The sequence below is a fragment of the Corynebacterium timonense genome (assembly GCF_900105305.1).
GTDB lineage: Bacteria > Actinomycetota > Actinomycetes > Mycobacteriales > Mycobacteriaceae > Corynebacterium > Corynebacterium timonense.
This window is the reverse complement of sequence record NZ_LT629765.1, coordinates 2462724-2480353: the sequence shown is the minus strand read 5'-3', so window position 1 is coordinate 2480353 and position 17630 is coordinate 2462724. Positions and strand designations below refer to the sequence as shown.

At 66.4% G+C, this 17630-nt stretch carries 16 protein-coding genes and 1 pseudogene; 5 read left to right on the top strand and 12 right to left on the bottom strand.

Annotated features, from left to right (window positions below):
- Window positions 1-10 precede the first annotated feature (10 nt).
- The 3 genes from BLT81_RS11795 to glf all read right to left on the bottom strand — a co-directional run bounded on the left by BLT81_RS11795 (window position 11) and on the right by glf (window position 3399).
- On the bottom strand, window positions 11-1207 hold the full coding sequence (locus BLT81_RS11795) for an ATP-binding protein (RefSeq protein WP_231908949.1): 1197 nt from the start codon (window positions 1205-1207) through the stop codon (window positions 11-13).
- Window positions 1208-1385: 178 nt separating this feature from the next.
- Window positions 1386-2024 (bottom strand): cation:proton antiporter, encoded by a 639-nt coding sequence (locus BLT81_RS11790; RefSeq protein ID WP_019194816.1) that lies wholly within the window; start codon window positions 2022-2024, stop codon window positions 1386-1388.
- A gap of 199 nt (window positions 2025-2223) precedes the next feature.
- Window positions 2224-3399 (bottom strand): UDP-galactopyranose mutase, encoded by a 1176-nt coding sequence (gene glf, locus BLT81_RS11785; RefSeq protein ID WP_019194818.1) that lies wholly within the window; start codon window positions 3397-3399, stop codon window positions 2224-2226.
- 139 nt (window positions 3400-3538) lie between these two features.
- On the opposite strand from glf, the gene BLT81_RS11780 reads away from it, so the two are divergent.
- Window positions 3539-5356, top strand: a complete 1818-nt coding sequence (locus BLT81_RS11780) for an N-acetylmuramoyl-L-alanine amidase (protein WP_019194819.1) — start codon at window positions 3539-3541, stop codon at window positions 5354-5356.
- Window positions 5357-5461: 105 nt separating this feature from the next.
- On the opposite strand, the gene BLT81_RS11775 is transcribed toward BLT81_RS11780, so the two are convergent.
- The 4 genes and pseudogenes from BLT81_RS11775 to BLT81_RS12865 all read right to left on the bottom strand — a co-directional run.
- Window positions 5462-6784 carry an MFS transporter gene (locus tag BLT81_RS11775; RefSeq protein ID WP_019194820.1) on the bottom strand — a complete coding sequence of 441 codons (1323 nt, stop codon included), beginning with the start codon at window positions 6782-6784 and terminating at the stop codon, window positions 5462-5464.
- Between the two features lie 162 nt (window positions 6785-6946).
- Complete coding sequence (locus BLT81_RS11770) at window positions 6947-7642, bottom strand: FadR/GntR family transcriptional regulator (RefSeq protein WP_019194821.1); 696 nt, start codon at window positions 7640-7642, stop codon at window positions 6947-6949.
- A 3-nt stretch (window positions 7643-7645) separates the two neighbouring features.
- Window positions 7646-9118, bottom strand: a complete 1473-nt coding sequence (gene glpK / locus BLT81_RS11765; RefSeq protein WP_019194822.1) for a glycerol kinase GlpK — start codon at window positions 9116-9118, stop codon at window positions 7646-7648.
- A gap of 23 nt (window positions 9119-9141) precedes the next feature.
- Window positions 9142-9521, bottom strand: a pseudogene (locus BLT81_RS12865) (transposase); the annotation flags it as partial.
- A gap of 407 nt (window positions 9522-9928) precedes the next feature.
- Here BLT81_RS12865 and BLT81_RS12860 point away from each other — a divergent pair.
- Entirely contained in the window at window positions 9929-10426 is a 498-nt protein-coding gene (locus tag BLT81_RS12860; protein ID WP_155860870.1) for a hypothetical protein, read from the top strand.
- A gap of 575 nt (window positions 10427-11001) precedes the next feature.
- Here the strand turns inward: BLT81_RS12860 and BLT81_RS11750 are convergent.
- Genes BLT81_RS11750 through serS form a run of 3 tightly spaced genes read right to left on the bottom strand, consistent with a single transcriptional unit; the run spans window position 11002 to window position 13923 of the window.
- The gene (locus BLT81_RS11750; protein ID WP_019194824.1) at window positions 11002-11826 is read right to left on the bottom strand and encodes an HAD family hydrolase; all 825 of its coding nucleotides are present in this window, start codon (window positions 11824-11826) and stop codon (window positions 11002-11004) included.
- 7 nt (window positions 11827-11833) lie between these two features.
- Complete coding sequence (locus BLT81_RS11745; protein ID WP_019194825.1) at window positions 11834-12670, bottom strand: lysophospholipid acyltransferase family protein; 837 nt, start codon at window positions 12668-12670, stop codon at window positions 11834-11836.
- The gene (gene serS, locus BLT81_RS11740; protein WP_019194826.1) at window positions 12670-13923 is read right to left on the bottom strand and encodes a serine--tRNA ligase; all 1254 of its coding nucleotides are present in this window, start codon (window positions 13921-13923) and stop codon (window positions 12670-12672) included. The genes BLT81_RS11745 and serS overlap by 1 nt, the downstream gene beginning before the upstream one ends.
- Before the next feature lie 66 nt (window positions 13924-13989).
- Here serS and BLT81_RS11735 point away from each other — a divergent pair, with 66 nt between their 5' ends.
- From BLT81_RS11735 to BLT81_RS11725, 3 genes are read left to right on the top strand one after another with little or no spacing between them, the layout of a single operon-like run.
- Entirely contained in the window at window positions 13990-14706 is a 717-nt protein-coding gene (locus tag BLT81_RS11735; RefSeq protein WP_019194827.1) for a GntR family transcriptional regulator, read from the top strand.
- 14 nt (window positions 14707-14720) lie between these two features.
- Window positions 14721-15764: a septum formation family protein gene (locus BLT81_RS11730; RefSeq protein WP_081582989.1), complete on the top strand. Its 1044-nt coding sequence runs from the start codon at window positions 14721-14723 to the stop codon at window positions 15762-15764.
- Complete coding sequence (locus BLT81_RS11725; protein WP_019194829.1) at window positions 15764-16111, top strand: metallopeptidase family protein; 348 nt, start codon at window positions 15764-15766, stop codon at window positions 16109-16111. The genes BLT81_RS11730 and BLT81_RS11725 overlap by 1 nt, the downstream gene beginning before the upstream one ends.
- Window positions 16112-16113: 2 nt before the next feature.
- On the opposite strand, the gene BLT81_RS11720 is transcribed toward BLT81_RS11725, so the two are convergent.
- Complete coding sequence (locus BLT81_RS11720) at window positions 16114-16716, bottom strand: histidine phosphatase family protein (RefSeq protein ID WP_019194830.1); 603 nt, start codon at window positions 16714-16716, stop codon at window positions 16114-16116.
- On the bottom strand, window positions 16717-17616 hold the full coding sequence (pheA, locus tag BLT81_RS11715) for a prephenate dehydratase (protein WP_019194831.1): 900 nt from the start codon (window positions 17614-17616) through the stop codon (window positions 16717-16719). It lies immediately after the preceding gene.
- Window positions 17617-17630: the final 14 nt, after the last annotated feature.

The window sequence follows — 17630 nt, the reverse complement described above, 5'->3', positions numbered from 1 at the left end:
TGCGTTTTTGCTACGGACCCAAAGCCCCAATAGGAATTACTGCAACCCCGTCGCTCCGGCGTAGTGCGGGTCCTCCCGAGGTGATGACCACCACGGCTGGGTCGTCCTCAAGGTGCCCTGCAAACCGCTTGAGTGTGCCGGCTGCATGCTCAATCACCTCCGGGGTGTAGCCCAACTTCACTTCAACAAGCACGTCTCGGCCGCCAACGTTCGCGACAGCGTCGACCTCTAGTTTCGTGTTTAGCCGAGCGTGGTACACCGTTCTTCCAGTTAGCGCACGAAGTTCGTGCACCACTAATGACTCAAAGAGTTGGCCGAAGTAAGCGGGATCCCGAAGTAGATGCTCAGGCCCTCGGTCCAACGCTGCCATAGCAAAGCAGGGATCAGCGAGATGGCGTTTCGGTGCCTTCCTCAACGTCGCCTTGGAACGTAAGTGCGTGAACCAAGCAGGCTGATCCACGGAGACGAAGATCCTCGCAAGAGCGTCGAGATAGTCGCGTGTTGTTTCCCGTGAGGTATCTGAATCTGTGGCGATGGTTTGCAGCTCCAGTTCGGTGCCCACACCACGAGCTAACGAACGGATCATTCTCCGCACTCGCTCTGAATCACGATTCACGCCGCCAACTGTGTGGATGTCCACGTCCGCAACGGTTTGCACGTATTCCCGGACGTTCTCCAACGAATCATCAGTCGGGAGACCAACGTTGTAAGGAAGGCCGCCCCGGCACACGCGTTCCGCCAATTGAGGCAGTGTTAAGTCCGGTGTCGAAAACGGCAATGGGTCACCTGCAACCGCAGCGGCAAGTGAAACCGACCCATCCGATTCCCCGGTTTCAAAGAGGGTCATAGTCGACATCGTCATTCGCGCGAACCGGCCCGCACCCGAGTGGCTCGTCGCGTCCGCCCCAGGGGCCGTGGACCCGGTGAAGATGAACTGCCCCTTCGCCTGACGTTCATCAATAACGTGCCGCGCGAAATCCCACAATCTCGGCTGCAACTGCCATTCGTCGATGAGTCGCGGTGTGGCACCTTCAAGCAGTAGCCGCGGGTCATTATCCATAGCGAGGGTGACTCCGGGATCAGTCTCTACATCAAGAAAACTCGCTGCTTGCTGTTTCGCCGTCTCTGTTTTCCCACAGCCTTTCGGCCCCTGTATAAGGACACCACCCTGTCTGCGGAGCGATCGCTCCAATTCGGCATCCGCCAATCGAGGAATATACCCGTTCACCATATGGCAGCATAGTAGCAGCTACGAGCACCTACATGGCGTTTTGAAAGGGGCTTGCTTGGCGTTTTGAAAACAGACCACTTGGCGTTTTGAAAGCGGTTTACTTGGCATTTGGGAAACGGGTCGGGCCAGAGGCTCGTCGATAGGCAAAGGCCCCTTACTTCTCCCGCATCGAACTCGGTGCGGTGAGGGCCTTGCGGTCGCGCGCGAGGATGAGGCGGTCCAGGTCCGCGATCACCGCATCGACGTCCGCGGGGTTATACTTGCGCTCGCGGCGCGCCTGCTGCAGTTCGCGGCTGGCAGCGCGCAACGCGACCTCCTGCAACCGCGCAGCCCCCGCGCGGGCACGGTCGAAGGCAGCCTTGCGTTCCTCCGAACCCTCGGGGTCCTGCAGGCGCTGCTCCGCGATCGAGTCGAGGCGCTCCTGCATCATCGCGTACGCCTCCGGCGCGTACTCCTCGCCGTGCTCGCGGACCGCCTTGCGCGCCGCGTCGAAGGCGCGCTGGTTCAGCTCCCCGAGCGCCTTGTCGCCGGCGGGGCCGTTTTGCAGGTCAAGCTTATCGACGAGCCACGGCAGCAACAGCCCCGGCACCACCATCGTGCAGGTGAGCACGGTCAACGCGATGACAGAGAGCTCGTGGTGGTAGCTCGTCGCCGACGCCGGGATCGCCAGCACGAGCGCCAGCGTGACCAGCCCGCGCATGCCCGCCCACGCCATGAGCAAGACCTCCTGCAGGCGCAGCGGGGAGACGTTTGTGTGGTGCTTTTTCTGGTTGATCTTGTACAGCACCCACATTCAGACAAAGCGCACCGCGAACGCGACGACGGACAGGACCACGCCCACCTTCACCGCCTGCCAGATGTGCGTGCCAACGGTGTCGATGGCGTCGCGCACGCTCATGCCAATCAGGCCGAACCAAATCTACATAGTCCGTATAGGCTCCCCATGCAGACGGATACCCAGCTGGATAGTCGGGTTTCACCGATTCCACCCCCTAGTGGCCGCGCGGCTGCTCCAGCGGCGCGCCGTCGACGAAGTGGGGGCGCAGGTGGTTGTCGAACAGTGACAGCGCCGATCCGATCGCCATGTGCATGTCCAGGTACTGGTAGGTGCCCAGGCGCCCGCCGAAGAGCACGCCTTTGTCGCGGGATTCGGCGGCGGCGAGGCGTCGATAAGCGAGGAGCTTCTCGCGGTCCTCGGGTGTGTTGATCGGGTAGTAGACCTCGTCGTCCTCGCCGGCGAAGCGGGAGTACTCCTTGACAATGACGGTTTTGTCGGTGGGGTAGCTGCGCTCTGGGTGGAAGTGGCGGAACTCGTGGATGCGGGTGTAGGGCACGTCGGCGTCGTTGTAGTTCATCACGGGGGTGCCCTGGAAGTCGCCGGTGGCGAGGACCTCCTGCTCGAAGTCGAGGGTGCGCCAGCCGAGGCGGCCCTCGGAGTAGTCGAAGTAGCGGTCGAGGGGGCCGGTGTAGACCACGGGGATGCCCTCGTACTTCTCGCGCACCTCGAACCAGTCGGTGTCCAGCGTCACGTCAATGAGCTCGTGCGACGCCATGTTCTCGAGCCAGGCGGCGTAGCCGTCGACGGGGAGGCCCTCGTGGGTGTCGTTGAAGTAGCGGTTGTTGAAGGTGTAGCGCACCGGCAGGCGCGAGATGATCTCGGGCGGCAGGTCGGTGGGGTCGGTCTGCCACTGCTTGGCGGTGTAGTGCTTGACAAAGGCCTCGTAGAGCGGCTTGCCGATGAGCGCGATGCCGCGTTCCTCCAGGTTCTGCGCTTCGGCCGGGTCGCGGCCCTCGCGCTGCTGCTCGATGAGCGCCTTCGCCTCGTCCGGCGAGTAGTAGCGGCCGAAGAACTGGTTGATCAGGCCGAGCCCCATCGGGAACTGGTACGCCGTGCCGTTGTGCATGGCGAAGACGCGGTGTTGGTAGTCCGTGAAGTCCGTGAAGCGGTTGACGTACTCCCAGACGCGCTCGTTGGAGGTGTGGAACAGGTGCGCGCCGTACTTGTGCACCTCGATGCCGGTTTCGGGCTCCTTTTCGGAGTAGGCATTCCCGCCGATGTGCTCTCGCTTTTCGACGACAAGGACACGCTTTCCCAGCTCGCTCGCGGTGCGCTCCGCGACCGTGAGGCCGAAGAAACCGGATCCAACAACGATGAGGTCGTAAGTCATGCGCCCATCTTCGCACATTCGCTTCACGACGCCCCGCCGAGCGACACACCCAGATAGTCTCAATGTTCGCTTTAGACTTCTTTCTCCCCTAGACTGCACACAGATCAACTATCTTCACAGGCGCCACAGGAGATTTACCGTGCATCAACGACGACGACTTGCTAGCTCCCCCCGGCGGGCGAACCCCGTCATTGCTGCCCTCGTTTCGGCAGCCCTCGTTGCCGTCACAGCTATCGGCGGCACCCGCATCCTCCACGTCCAGTCCGAAGGGCAGGGCGCGATCGAGGTTGCCTCCTCCACCACGTCCTTCGCTGACGGCGCCGACGTGACCATCGACGACGCCGCCATCCAGACCCAGGGCGGGGTCGCGGAAGAACGCCGCGTGGTGAAGGAGTTCACCAGCGAGACCCCCTTTAGCATGGTCGGCCTCACCTGGGAAGGCGAGCGCGACATCGCGGCCTTCGTCCGCTCCGAGCGCGCCGACGGCACGTGGTCCGAGTGGTTCGAGATGGATCACGCGGACTCCGTGCCCACCAGCCCGAAGTTCGGCACCGAGCCGATCTACGTCGAACCCACCACCCGCATCCAGGTCTCCACCGCCAACGTCGACCTCCTCGACGGGGGGCGCACGGACTCCGACGCCCCCACCACCGCCAACGACATCGAGGCCGTCTTCCTCGACGGCGGCGAAGGCACCGCCCAGGGCGCGATCGAGCCCGTCGCCGAGACCTACACCCAGGGCATGCCCCCGGTCATCTCGCGCGCCGCGTGGGGCGCCGGCTACAGCAACACCCCCACCTACACCGAGCCCGTGACCGCCGCGACCGTGCACCACACCGCGGGTTCCAACAACTACACCGAGGCCCAGGCTCCCGGCATCGTCCGCGGCATCTGGGACTACCACGCCAACAAGCTCGGCTGGGGCGACGTGGGCTATAACGCGCTCGTGGATAAGTACGGCAACATCTACGAGGGCCGAACCGGCGGCCTCGATAGGGCGGTTCAAGGCGCCCACGTCGGCGGCTTCAACCAGAACACCTGGGGCGTATCCATGCTGGGCAACTACGACAAGGTCTCCCCGACCGTCGAGGGTGTACGCGCCATGGGCGAGATCATCGGCTGGAAGGCCGCTACCGCGGGCTTCGACCCGCTCGGCCGCGATTATCACGTCGCCGAGTTCAACTTCGGCGGCAGCCGCTACGCCGCCGGGCAGGGGGCCTACTTCGCCAACATCAACGCCCACCGCGACTTCCACTTCAACGCCTGCCCCGGTGACTTCCTCTACAACGAGATGGGCACCATCCGCACCATCGCCGCGGAGAAAGCCAACGCCGTACAACCCGGCGCCTCGGCACCGGGCCGCCAGTCCGGGAGCATTACCAACCCCGACGGGGGCACCACAAACGTCACGAGCTCCGGGGCTCCCGCCCTGAAGCAGCTCGACCTCACCGGCCTGGCCAACGGCGACCCTGTCGCCATCGCCCTCGCGGCCGGCACCCTCGCGGGCGTGCTCATCCTCTTTGCAGCGCAGTACGCCCTGCTGCCCAGCTCCTCGGAGACCGTCGGCGGGATCGAGCTTCTGCCCGGCCTGACCGTCGACAAGATCACCCCCTTCATCGGGCCCATCCTTGAGTTCACCGGCAACGGCGAAGCCGCCGAGACCTGGGAGCGCTTCCAGCCGCTTTTGGGCAACCTCACCGGCACCGCCGGCGTCGGCGGGAGCAGCTACGCCTTCTTCGAAAACGGCATCGGTATCAAGGACAGCCAGGGCACCATCCGCACCCTCGCCGGCAAGATCGCGGACGCCTGGCTGCAGCAGGGTGCCGACGGCGGCCCCCTCGGCCTGCCCACCTCCGACGAGTACTCGCCCTTCAGCGACATCGTGCGCGTGGACTTCCAGGGCGGGCACATCTCCTACGACCCACAGGAAAACACCGTCAACATCGACGTGGAGTAGGCGCGGCCCCGCCACACCCTAAAAACAGAACTCCCAATAACCACCCCGCTCGCGGGAAATCGTGGTTATTGGGAGTTCCGTTTTTAGTGCGAAGCCGCGCGGGCGCTACGCCTCGGCGCGCTCCTCCACGTGCGCGACACGGGTAACAAAGAAGGAGGCGATGAACCCCAGGGTTGCACAGGCGATGACGTAGACGCTGATGGGCCACCACTCGCCGCCGGACCATTCTTTGAGCGCCGTGGCGATGAGCGGCGCGGTGCCGCCGAAGACCGCGGCGCCGAGCTGGTAGCCGAGGGTGGCGCCCGAGTAACGGATCTCAGGGCTGAAGCTCTCGGCGATCATGGTGCCGAGGATGGCGTTGACGCTGCCCCACAACAGGCCGAAGCCGACGATGGTGGTGGTAAACAGCGCGGTGGTGGTGCCGCTGTTCAGCACGATGTAGTAGGGGAATGCGTAAAGGATGGTGAGCACAGTGACGATGCGGTACAGGGTGGCGCGGGGAACGCGATCGGAGATCTCCCCGAAGATGGGCATCCAGATCGTGGCCACGAGCGCGGCAGCGGCGACCGCGTTGAGCACGATGTCGCGGCGGGCGTCGAGCACGCCGGTGGCGTAGGCGATGATGTACGTGCCAAAGATGTAGAACGGCCCAGTCTCGGCGGCCTTGGCGCCGATGGAGACGAGCACGGCGCGCCAGTGGTCGCGCATGACCACAGCGATGGGCAGCCTGACCACAGCCCCCGAGTCCTTCACCTTCTGAAAGTCGGGTGTTTCCTCCAGTTTGCTGCGCACGAACATGCCGATGCCGACGAGGACGACGCTGCTGACGAAGGGGATGCGCCACCCCCAGCTCATAAAGGCCTCGGTGGGCATCAGGGCGAGCAGGGCGACGAACCCGGCGGAGAGCAGCATACCCAGGCTGATGCCCATCTGGGGGATGGCGCCGTAGAGGCCGCGGTGCTTCTTCGGCGCGTACTCGTAGGCCAGCAGCAGCGCGCCGCCCCACTCGCCGCCGATGCCAATGCCCTGCAGGATGCGGAAGAAGATGAGCAGGAGCGGGGCAGCGATACCGATGCTGTTGTAATCGGGAGTCAGGCCGATGAGGACCGTGCCGCCGCCCATGAGCATGAGGGTGATGAAGAGGGTTTTCTTTCGTCCGATGTGGTCGCCGATGTGGGCGAAGATCATGCCGCCGATGGGGCGGAAGAAGAAGGTGAGCGCGAACGATGCCATGGAGAACATGGTGGAAAGGAACTCGCTGTCGGTCACGAAAAAGGTGTGGTTGAACACCAGGACGGCCACGGTTCCGTAGACGAGGAAGTCGAACCATTCCACGGTGCTGCCGCTGAGGCTGCCAACGATGACGCGCCAGTTCAGTTTCGGCGGGGCCGCCTGCGACGAGGCAGGCGTGGGGTGAGTTGTCACCATTGCATTCTCCTTGTGTCGGGATCAGTGGGGCGAAGACACCACACGCCAGGGCGTGTCGCTCGTCACGATGTGGCCCTACCATGTGGTTGAACCACAGAACGTAGCGAACGGAGGTTTCGCTGTCAATACTTCCCGTCGGCGAGAAAGTCAACGGGAGATCCGTCACATTTCCGGCCTGGGCCGGTGAGTCTCCTCGTAGTAGCCGACGATGTGGCGTTCCAGGAGGCCAGCAGCCTCGTCGCCGCCGGCGGAGAGCAGCGCCTCAAGAATCTCGGCGTGCTCGCGGCGCAGCCGTCGCGCCGTCGCTGGCCAGTCGGGCAGGGAGCGCGAGAGCTCCACGGTGTGATCTGAAATCGCCCGGCGCAGCGCGCCCATGAGTGCGCTCAGGAGGGGGTTCGAGGCGGCGCGGGAGAGGGCGACGTGGAACTGGGCGTCGAGAAGCAAAAAGCCCTCGATGCTCAGGTCGGGCTGATCCATCTGCTCGAGGATGCCCCGCACATGCTCCAGGTCGAGCGTGGCGGGGTCGCTGCTGCGCATCGCTGCGCACTCGAGCAGCAGCCGGACGCGGAAGACGTGCTCTGGCGCGACCTGGCTGCTGGCCAGCTGCAGGCTCAGCGCGAGGCCGAGGGCCTGCTCCGGCGCGGCGGTGAGCACCGTGCCCGAGCGCGGGCCGGAGCCGGTGGCGGACTGCAACATCCCCATTGCCTCGAGTACGCGCAACGCCTCGCGCAGAGAGTTGCGCGACACGCCCAGCTCCTCAGCGAGCGCGCGCTCGCTGGGCAGGTGGTCGCCGATGCTGAGCTCACCGCTGCGCAGGCGCGACGTCACCCACGCCATCACCGTGTCGTATGCCCGCATCGCCTACCCCAACCCGTAAGAACGCTGCACCGCGTCCTGCCACGCCGCAACGAGGCCATCGCGCTCGGTGCCGTCCATCGCGGGCTCCCAGCGGGTGGACTCCCCGAGGGGCAGGGGGGCCTCGATAAGCGATGCCCCAACCCCCGCCGCCGAGGCCGCGCCCATCACCGTCGTCTCGATGTTTCCCGGGCGCACCACGAGCGCACCGAGAACGTCCGCCTGCATCTGCATGAGCAGGTCGTTGTCGGTCATGCCGCCGTCGACGCGCAACTCGTCGATGCCCATCCCCGCGTCCTGCTCCATCGCCCTGACCACCTCGAGCGTTTGCAGGCACGTGGCCTCCAGCGCGGCGCGGGCGATGTGGCGCCTGTCGGTAAAGCGCGTCAGCCCGGTGATGACCCCGCGCGCGTCCGGCCGCCAACGCGGGGCGAACAGGCCGGAAAACGCCGGGACGATGACCACCCCGGCGCTGTCGTCGACCTGGCGGGAGAGCGTCTCCGACTCGGCCGCCGTGCGCAGGATGCCCAGCTGGTCGCGCAGCCACTGGATGAGCGAGCCACCCACGGCCACCGAGCCCTCCAACGCGTACACCGGCGCCTGACCGGCGCGCTGGTAGGCCACGGTGCTGAGCATCCCGTTGTCGCTGTACTGCACCTCGCCACCCGTGTTGAGCAGCATGAACAGACCCGTTCCGTACGTCATCTTCGCATCGCCCTCGCCCAGGCACCCCTGCCCGTAGAGCGCCGCCTGCTGGTCGCCGAGCACCCCCGTGATCGGCGTGTTTGCGAAGGGGCCGCGGTGACGCACGCGCGCGAACTCGCCTATCGACGCCCGAATCTCCGGCAGAATCGCCCGCGGCACCCCAATCTCGGAGCACAGCGCCTCGTCCCAGTCCAGGGTGTTCAGGTCCATCAACAGCGTGCGGCTAGCGTTGGTCACGTCCGTGAAGTGCACCGCCGTGTCCGGCTCCTTCGCCCCGCCGGTGAGGTTCCAGATCAGCCAGGTGTCGATCGTGCCCGCGAGCAGCTCGCCGCGCTCCGCCCGCTCGCGCGCGCCCTCGACGTTGTCCAAGATCCACGCCCACTTCGGGCCCGCCGGGTACGAGTTGTGCAAAAGGCCCGTCTTCTTGAGGTAGCGGGTAACGTCGCCGTCGTGGTTGGTGCGGGTGTCCTGCCAGACGATCGCGTTGTAGACCGGTGTGCCGGTCGCCTTGTCCCACACAACCGCCGTTTCGCGCTGGTTGGTGATGCCGAGCGCGGCGATGTCGCTTTCGTCAATGTCTTTGTCCGCCAGTGCTTGGGCGAGCGCGCGGCGGGTGTTGCGCCAGATTTCTACTGGGTCGTGCTCCACCCAGCCCCGCCGCGGCATGATCTGGGCGTGCTCGAACTGGGCCTGGGAGACGACCCGGCCCGCGGTGGTGGTCACGACAACCCGCGTCGTGGTCGTCCCCTGGTCAATGGCGGCGATGTACGGCATAGCCGATAGTTTAGGAAACCCCGGCCGCAGGACGTGGTCAAGTCCTGGGTAGAGACCCCTGTGAGGTAGCAGGTGGCTAAGACGGTGGCCAGGGCGCGTTCTGCCCTTAAGCGGCGCGAGGGCAGCCAGTGAAGGGAAGAATGATCCGTGGCGAAGTTTCGGAATTCTCGCGTCGATGGTGCCCACACGAAGGTCCAGGTCGCGGTAGCGGTAGCCGTTTCGGTGGTTGGTGCGGGTGTCGCTGACGGTGGCGTAGTCAGCCCCGCAGACGCTGTCGGCCTGGGTGGACAAGGATCTGGTTGATGACATCCTGCAGCATCTGACGCATCAGATCCGGGGATGTGTGGGCGAGCAGCTCATCAAGGTAAGCGGTCGGGTCGATATGATCGGGTCCAGCGCCCACTCGCGGTTATTCCTTTCGAGGAGATATTGGAATTGATTCGAAAGGTACGGCGGTGGCCGCCTCACACATTCATGAGGCCCCTCACCGACAGTCACAGATACACCACGCCAACGGACGCAACCCATGAGGGACAGTATGGTGGCCTGAGATTCGCTTTGGGTCGCTACAAATGTCCCCAGTACACATACTTTTCAGACCTGTGTACTTTCCCCGAAGTAGTAGAGGACCAAACTAAAATTGACCGACCTTGATGAACGGAAGGGTCCATGTTCTATAGCCCATTTTGGGATGATTTTTGCACCAGCCAAGAGATCTCATCTTTCCACGAGTACGCCGACCCTCTAAGAGAGGGAGTCCTGCGTACTCTGCTTACGAGAAACACGAGTTCGATCGTTTCCTTCGACTGCGTGTACACAGATCCACCGGATCACCCCGCAGAACGCTTCCACGTCGAAGCGCACCCGGGACAATCGGACTACTCGATCTACCTCAATGGCGTGTTCCTGCGACATCTCGGCCCCACGGTTGAGGACGGCAGAATCGTTCCTGTAAGAGCACTTACTCCCGGGCCGACAGATCCACACTCGCTTCTACTTCCTGATTCCTTCCCGGAATTCTGGGGAGAAAGCTGGAACGATCATCGTTCGTATTTCTATCCCCGTTCGTTCACGGTGGCGCAGGATCGTTACCTTCGCATCATCAGTTACAGCGATGACGATTTCGTCCGTATTGGACGATGGCATGAGATGGTCATCGATAAGAGGTTTTCCGTTGTTGTCCTGTACGCGGGCCATTTCGACGAAGGTGTCTACGACGTTATGCGCATGACCCGACTGAAACAGATAGATAACATTAGATACGGCCAGGTGCTGGAGGAAACGTACAAGTGGGGCACTCTGAGTTAGAGGGACGCCTCGCGGTCGCAGCCACACGGGACGAGACTCATCAGCGGGGTCGCCCACGTCTGGCGGTCGCCCGGGTTGTGCAGATGTCGTGCCGAAGGAGTGGACATTTATTGTGAGTCGATCGCGAAAGAAGTTCACGCCCGAGTACTGGCGAGAGGCTGCACATCTTGTGATCGACCCGAATCGTTCGTTTGGATCGCCTCGGGAGTGCCGGGGTGAGGCCAAACGGGCAAAGGCGTTGGTCTCCCCGGCTCCTGTGCGCGGGCAGCCTGTCGTCCTGATGGAGCTGCAATGGCCGAAGTGCGCAGACGCGTTAGCCCCAACTCCTCAATCCGGAAATCGCGGTCCTACATTTTTCACACACCTGCCGCAGGATCTGTCGCGGTTTTCTGGGGGCTGCGCCGTCACCCTCTCGCTTCCTCATGTGGCGCTGTCCATTGTGCCCAGCCTTGACGGCTCTCGCTCACCTGAGTTACCTCACGACGGAGCCACTCAGACGCAGCCACTCAGTAGTTATGCGCAGGCACCCCTCGCTTTTTCCGCACCATCCCCGCGTCGGTGACCCGTGGGACGCCCTAAAACCACCGCTCCAGCACCTGCGCCACGCCGTCCTCGTCATTGGTGGCGGTGACGTGGTCGGCGGCCTCCACCGCCGCGGGGGCGGCGTTGCCCATCGCCACACCCATGCCGGACCAGGCGAGCATCTCGCAGTCGTTGGGCATGTCGCCGAAGCTGATCACCTCGTGCGCCTCCACCCCGTAGCGGGCGGCCAAGATGGACACGCCGGTTGCCTTAGTCACTCCCGGGCAGGACAGCTCGATGAGGCCCTCGTTCATGGAGTAAGTGAGGTGGGCCGCCTCCGGGTCGATGACCGGGGCGAGCAGGTCGAACATTTCCGCGGCGGAGAGCTGCGGGCAGCGGACGAGGAGTTTGGCCGCGGGGACGTCGATAAGCTCGGCGATGGGCGCGACCCCGAAACCGATCTTCTCCGAGTTCGGGTTGTAGCTCGGGGTCACCACAAAGACCTCCTCCTCCGGGTCGAGCGCGGACTGGCCGACGCGCTCGACCGCGTAGCCGTGAGGCAGGCCCAGCGGGTCCATGACGGAGTCGACCGCGTCCACGAGATCGCGCATCACCGCGGGCTCGAGCTCGAACGAGTGCAGGATCGTGTCCGAGCTCGGGTCGTACACCACGGCGCCGTTGGCGCAGACGCACACCGGCGCCAACGGAAGCTGGTCCAGCACCGGCATGAGCCAGCGGTGCGGTCGGCCCGTGGCGAGCCCGAAATAGGCGCCCGCGCGCACGGCGCGCGTGACCACGTCGCGCAGCCGCGGGGTCACGCGGCCGCTGCTGGTGAGAAACGTGCCGTCGATGTCGCTGATGATCAGCCGTGGGGCCACGGGTGCATCACGCCTTCTTCTTTTTCTTGCTCGCGCGGGCTTCTTTCTCGCGGGCGTAGATCTCTTCCGCCTCCTCGGGCGTGGGGGCGGAGCCGCCGAGGGAGGTCGGCATCCACCGCTCGCCGCTCGGGAAGGGGCCAAACTCCCGCGCGTACTCCTCGCGGGAGGCGTCGAGCAGCTCGCTCATCGCCCGCTTGAGTCGGGCGGTGACCTCCTCCGGCGTGCCCTCGGTGGACACCGGGGCGCCGTAGCGCACGATCACCGGGGTGTGCGTGCGGCCTAGGCGCCGGGGCAGGTCCTTCGTCCAAATCCGCTGGGAACCCCAGATGACGCAGGGGATGAGCGGGACACCCGCGCGCTGGGCGATGCGGGCGCCGCCTGTTTTGAAGTCGGACAGCTCGAAGGAGCGCGAGATAGTGCCCTCCGGGAAAATGCCCACGAGGCCGCCGTCCTCGAGGCACTCCACCGCCGCGTCCACAGCGCTCGCGCCCGCGGAGCGGTCCACCGGCACGTGCTTCATGCCGCGCATGAGCCAGCCGATCACCGGCATGGGGAAGACCTCGGCCTTCGCCATGAAGCGCACGAGGCGCCGGCCCCGCAGGTGCGGCCCCATCCCGGCGAAGATGAAATCGAACCAGCCGGTGTGGTTGATGGCCAGCAGGGCGCCACCCTCGAGGGGGAGGTTGTCGGTGCCGTGCAGCGTGGTCGTGGTCCCCTGAGCGCGGAAGACGGCCTTGGCGGCCCGGACAACGCGCTGGTAGAAGCGCTCCGTGGACTCGACGGGGTGGTCGGGCGCCGCCGCGTAGTCGGGGTCGACGACGAAGATTCCTTCGCGGCGAGGCATCAGGGCACCAACACTTCCTTGCCCACCCACGGGCGCAGCGCTTCGGGCACCGTGACGGAGCCGTCGGCGTTCTGGTTGTTTTCCAGGATGGCCACCAGCCAGCGCGTCGTAGCCAGGGTGCCGTTGAGGGTGGCCACGGGCTGGGTCTTGCCCTCGGCGTCGCGGTAGCGTGTCGCTAAGCGGCGCCCCTGGAACGTCGTGCAGTTCGAGGTGGAGGTGAGCTCCCGGTAGGTGTTCTGGGAGGGCACCCACGCCTCGGTGTCGAACTTGCGGGCCGCGGAGGAGCCGAGGTCGCCGGCGGCGATGTCGATGATGCGGTACGGCACCTGGATGGCGTCGAGCATCTCGCGCTCGAGGCCGAGCAGCTTCTGGTGCATCTCCTTCGCCTGCTGCGGTTCGCAGTAGACGAACATCTCCAGCTTGTCGAACTGGTGCACGCGCAAAATGCCCTTCGTGTCCTTGCCGTAGGAGCCGGCCTCGCGGCGGAAGCAGGAGGACCACCCCGCGTAGAGGATAGGCCCGTCGCTCAGGTCGATGATCTCGTCGCGGTGGTAGCCGGCCAGCGCGACCTCGGAGGTGCCCACGAGGTAGAGATCGTCGCGCTCGAGGTAGTAGATCTCCTCGTCGTGCTGGTCGAGGAAGCCGGTGCCCTGCATGATCTCCGGGCGCACGAGCACCGGCGGGACCATCACCGTGAACCCGGCCTCGCGGGCCTTCTGCGCGGCGAGCATGAGCATGCCCAGCTGCATCCAGGCCCCGTCGCCGACGAGGTAGTAAAAGCGCGCGCCTCCGACCTTCGTGCCGCGCTTGACGTCGATAATGCCGAGGGCCTCGCCGAGGTCGAGGTGGTCCTTGACCTCGAAGTCGAACTCGGGCACCTCGCCGACGTGCTCGAGGACGACGAAGTCCTCCTCGCCGCCGGCGGGGGCGCCCTCCACCACGTTCGGAAGGGAGTACTGCAGGCGCCGGACCTGCTCCTCGGCCTCCTCCCGCGCCGCCTCGGCGGCTTTGACACGCTCCTTCAGCTCGTTGGAGCCCTCGAGCAGGGCGGGGCGGTCTTCGGGGGCGGCCTGCCCGATCTTCTTGCCGAAGGCTTTCTGCTCCGCCCGCAGCTCGTCCGCGGCCTGGATAGAGGTGCGGCGCACCTCGTCCGCGGCAATCAGCTGATCGACGAGGTTCGGGTCCTCGCCGCGCGCCCGCTGGGAGTCGCGGACGATGTCGGGGTTATCACGCAGAAACTTCAGATCAATCACGCCTTCACACTCTAGCGGTTCCCTCGCCCGCTGGGCTGGTCATAACCACCGGAGTAGGATGGGGCCATGCGGATCTCCGACGGACCTGTGCCCAAGCACGCCCAGCTGCGCCTCATCCTGGAGCAGATGTGCGACGAGGAGCTCTCCCCCGGCGACCCCATCCCCGGCGAGCGCGCCCTGGAGGAGACCTACGGTGTCAGCCGCATCACCGTGCGCCGCGCCATCGGCGACCTCGTGGCCGCGGGCAAGCTGCGTCGCATCCGCGGCAAAGGCACCTTTGTCGCCCCGAGCCCGCTGGTCAGCCACCTCCACCTGGCCAGCTTCTCCGACGAGATGGAGGCGCAGAAGGTGCAGGCGTCGTCCACGATCCTGCTCGCCGAGCGCGCGCCCGCGCCCGCGCAGGTCTCGGACTTCTTTGGCACCGACCCCGGCACGCCGCACATCCACCTGCGGCGGCTGCGCCTGGGCGACGGCGAGCCCTACGCCATCGACGACGCCTGGTACAACGCCACGCTCGTGCCCGACCTGCTGGACCACGACGTGGACACCTCCGTGTACACGCTCCTTGAGCAGGACTACGGGCTGGGCGTCACCGAGGCCGACCAGACCGTGACCGCCGTCAACGCCGGCGAGTCCGACGCGCCGCTTCTCGACGTCCCCCCCGGCGCCGCCCTCTTACACATCCTGCGCCACGCCCGCAGCGGCCCCCACAACATCGAGCTGTGCGCCTCCGTCTACCGCACCGACCGCTACCGCCTCAACGCCCGGGTGGGCAGGCCGTAAGGCAGAATGGGCGCATGGCTTCTGCAACGACCGGTGCCCGGGCCGCCCTCCTCGCCCTCCTCGCGGGGGCCGTGGGGGCGGCTTCTTATGCCGCCGTGTCCGACTCGCCCGCCGAGCCAGGCGCGACAGGACCAGCACAAGAATCAGCTCCTCCGTCGTCGGGCGTGCAGCCGGCTGCGCCTTTCACCACCGCCGACGCCGGAACGTGCCTGACCTGGGGCGTCGCCGAGGACGGCAGCATCACGGGCTTCGAACAGACCCCGTGCGCCAGCGAGCACCGCTTCGAGGTCTCCGCCCGCGAGGATCTGGCCACCTTCCCCTCCTCCGAGTTCGGCCCCGAGGCAGAGCCGCCGAACCCGACGCGGCAGGCGCAGCTGCGCGAGGAGCTCTGCGGGGCGGCCACGGTGCGCTACCTCGACGGCGTCTACGACCCGAACGGGCGCTACACCATCGCCTCGATCCTGCCCCCGGCCGATTCCTGGGCGGACGGGGACCGCACGATGCTGTGCGGCCTGCAGGTGCCCGACGCCTCCGGCGCGCCGTTGCTGACGAGCGGCAACGCCGCCGCCCAGGACCAGGCCCGCGTCCTTCCCGCCGGGCAGTGCGCCGCGATCGACGCCTCGAACTCCGTCGCCCCGGTCGACTGTGCCGAGCCGCACCACCTGGAGATCACCTCCGTGGCCAGCCTCAACGAGGTCTTCCCCGACCACACGCCGAGCGTCGAGGAGCAAGATACCTACCTCGGCGACGTCTGCACGGACGCCGCGCACGACTACCTCGGTGGGGAGGAGAACCTGTACCAGGTCGCCTTGCAGCCGTTTTGGACGACGCTGACGGCCGCCAGTTGGGAAGGCGGCTCCCGCAGCGTGAACTGCGCTCTCGTGTTCTCCCGCGACGGGGAGTTTGCCACGCTCACCGGCTCCGCCCAGGGCGGGCGCGAGACGCTGCGTATCGACGGCAACCCGCCACCCGAACGGCCCGAGCGCCGCCCCCTGCGCTCCGACTCGGACGCCTCGCCGTTGCCGTCTCCCGCGCCGTCGACGGAGCCCGCGCCGTGATGCGGCCGGTCAGCGACGCGGAGTTCGAGGGTTTCATCGACGACGCCCTCGACGAGATCCCCGAGCCCTTCGCCAGCGCCATGACCAACCTGGTCGTGTTGGCCCGCCCGGCCAACGAGGAGGTCCCCTCGCTGCTTGGCCTTTTCGAGGGCGTGCCGCTGCCCGAGCAGCACGCGAACCACGCCGGCTTTTTGCCCAGCGCCGTGTTCATCTACAAGGACGCCCTCGAGGCCATGTGCCGCGACGCCGAGGAGCTGCGCGAGCAGGTGAAAGTCACGGTGTTCCACGAGGTCGGGCATTACTTCGGCATGGAGGAGGACGCCCTCCACGAGCTGGGGTGGGGCTAGCGCTACCCCAGCGGGTACTCCGCCCACTTGTCCACCCGCCAGGAGCCGAACTCCCCCACCGGGTCGAGCACCACGTAGGTGCAGTTCGGCAGGTAGGACTCCTCGGCGAAGCCCGGGTCGATCGTGGCGGCGTTGGCCGCGAACGCGCGGATGGCTCCGCCGTGGCTGACCACCACGGTGGTGGTGTCACGGTCCACCCACGGCTCCAGGCCGGCCCGGTAGCGGGTGAGGAAGGAATCGAGGGAATCGCCGTCGTCGATCAGCGAGCTCATCTCGCGGCGGTAGAACCCGCGGAAGGCGCCGTGGTAGGCCTCGTGGGCCTCCCGGGTGTTCATCATTTCCCAGCGCCCGGCGTGGACCTCCTGCAGGCCGGGCACCGCGGGGATGTCGGCGAAGGCCTCGCCGAAGCCGATGGCCCCGGTCTGCCGCGCGCGCAGCGCCTCGGAGGTGATCACGCGGTCCACGGCGTACTCCCGGAGGATCTCCGCCCCGGCGGCGCGCGCCTGCTCGCGGCCCAGCTCGGTGAGCTCGGCCCCGGGCACGAGCGTGTCGAGCTTGCGGTCCACGTTGGAAAAGGTCTGGCCGTGGCGCAGCAGGATAAGCATCTATTGTCCCTTCCGCGCGCGCTCGACCCACGCGCGGGCGTCGTCGAGGCGGCGCTGGTCAACCGGCGTCCCGGCGCCGCTGGCTCGGGGCCAGGACCCGAGGTACACAATCTTCGAGGCCCGAAGGTACACCGCCCGCAGCGCCTCCGCGACCGGCTCGTCGTCGATGTGGCCCACGATGTCCACGTGGAAGTCGTAGGTGTTGCGCACCTTCCGGGTCGGTCGCGATTCGATGCGGCTTAAGTCCACGCCCCGGGAGGCGAACTCCTGCAAGACCGCAACGAGGGTGCCCGGCTCGTTGGGCATCTGCACGACAATGCTGGTGCGGTCGTTTCCCGTGCGCGCGGCGGGCGCCCCGGGCCGGCCCGCGAGCAGGAAGCGGGTGCGCGCCGTCTCGAGGTCGGCGACGCCGTCGGCGTGCACCTTCAGCCCGAGCAGCTCGGCGGCCCGGCGCGGCGCCGCCGCCACGTCGGCCTCGCCGTCGGCGACCATGCGCGCCCCGGCCCCGTTCGAGGGCGCCGGAAGGAACTCCACCCCGGGGATGTGTTCGGCGACCCAGCCCTTGACCTGCTGGTACGCCACGGGGTGCGAGGCCAGGCGCCGCGCCGCGCCGAGCGGCTCGCCGGGGCGGGTCATGATGGCGAAGGCGATGTCGAGCTCCGTCTCCGCGTAGATCTGCACCCCCGGCGCCGCGACAAGCGCATCCGAGGTGGTGGTCACCGTGCCGTCGACCGAGCTTTCGATGGCGGCGACGGCGTACTCCGACGCGCCGGAGCGCACAGCGTCCAGCGCCGCGGCGGGCGAGTCCACGGGTACCGCCTCCGCGTCTGCGATGCCGAAGGCCCACACCGCCTGCTCCGTGAACGTCCCCGCTGGCCCCAGGTAGCTGATCCGCGTCATGGCTTAAAGTTAGC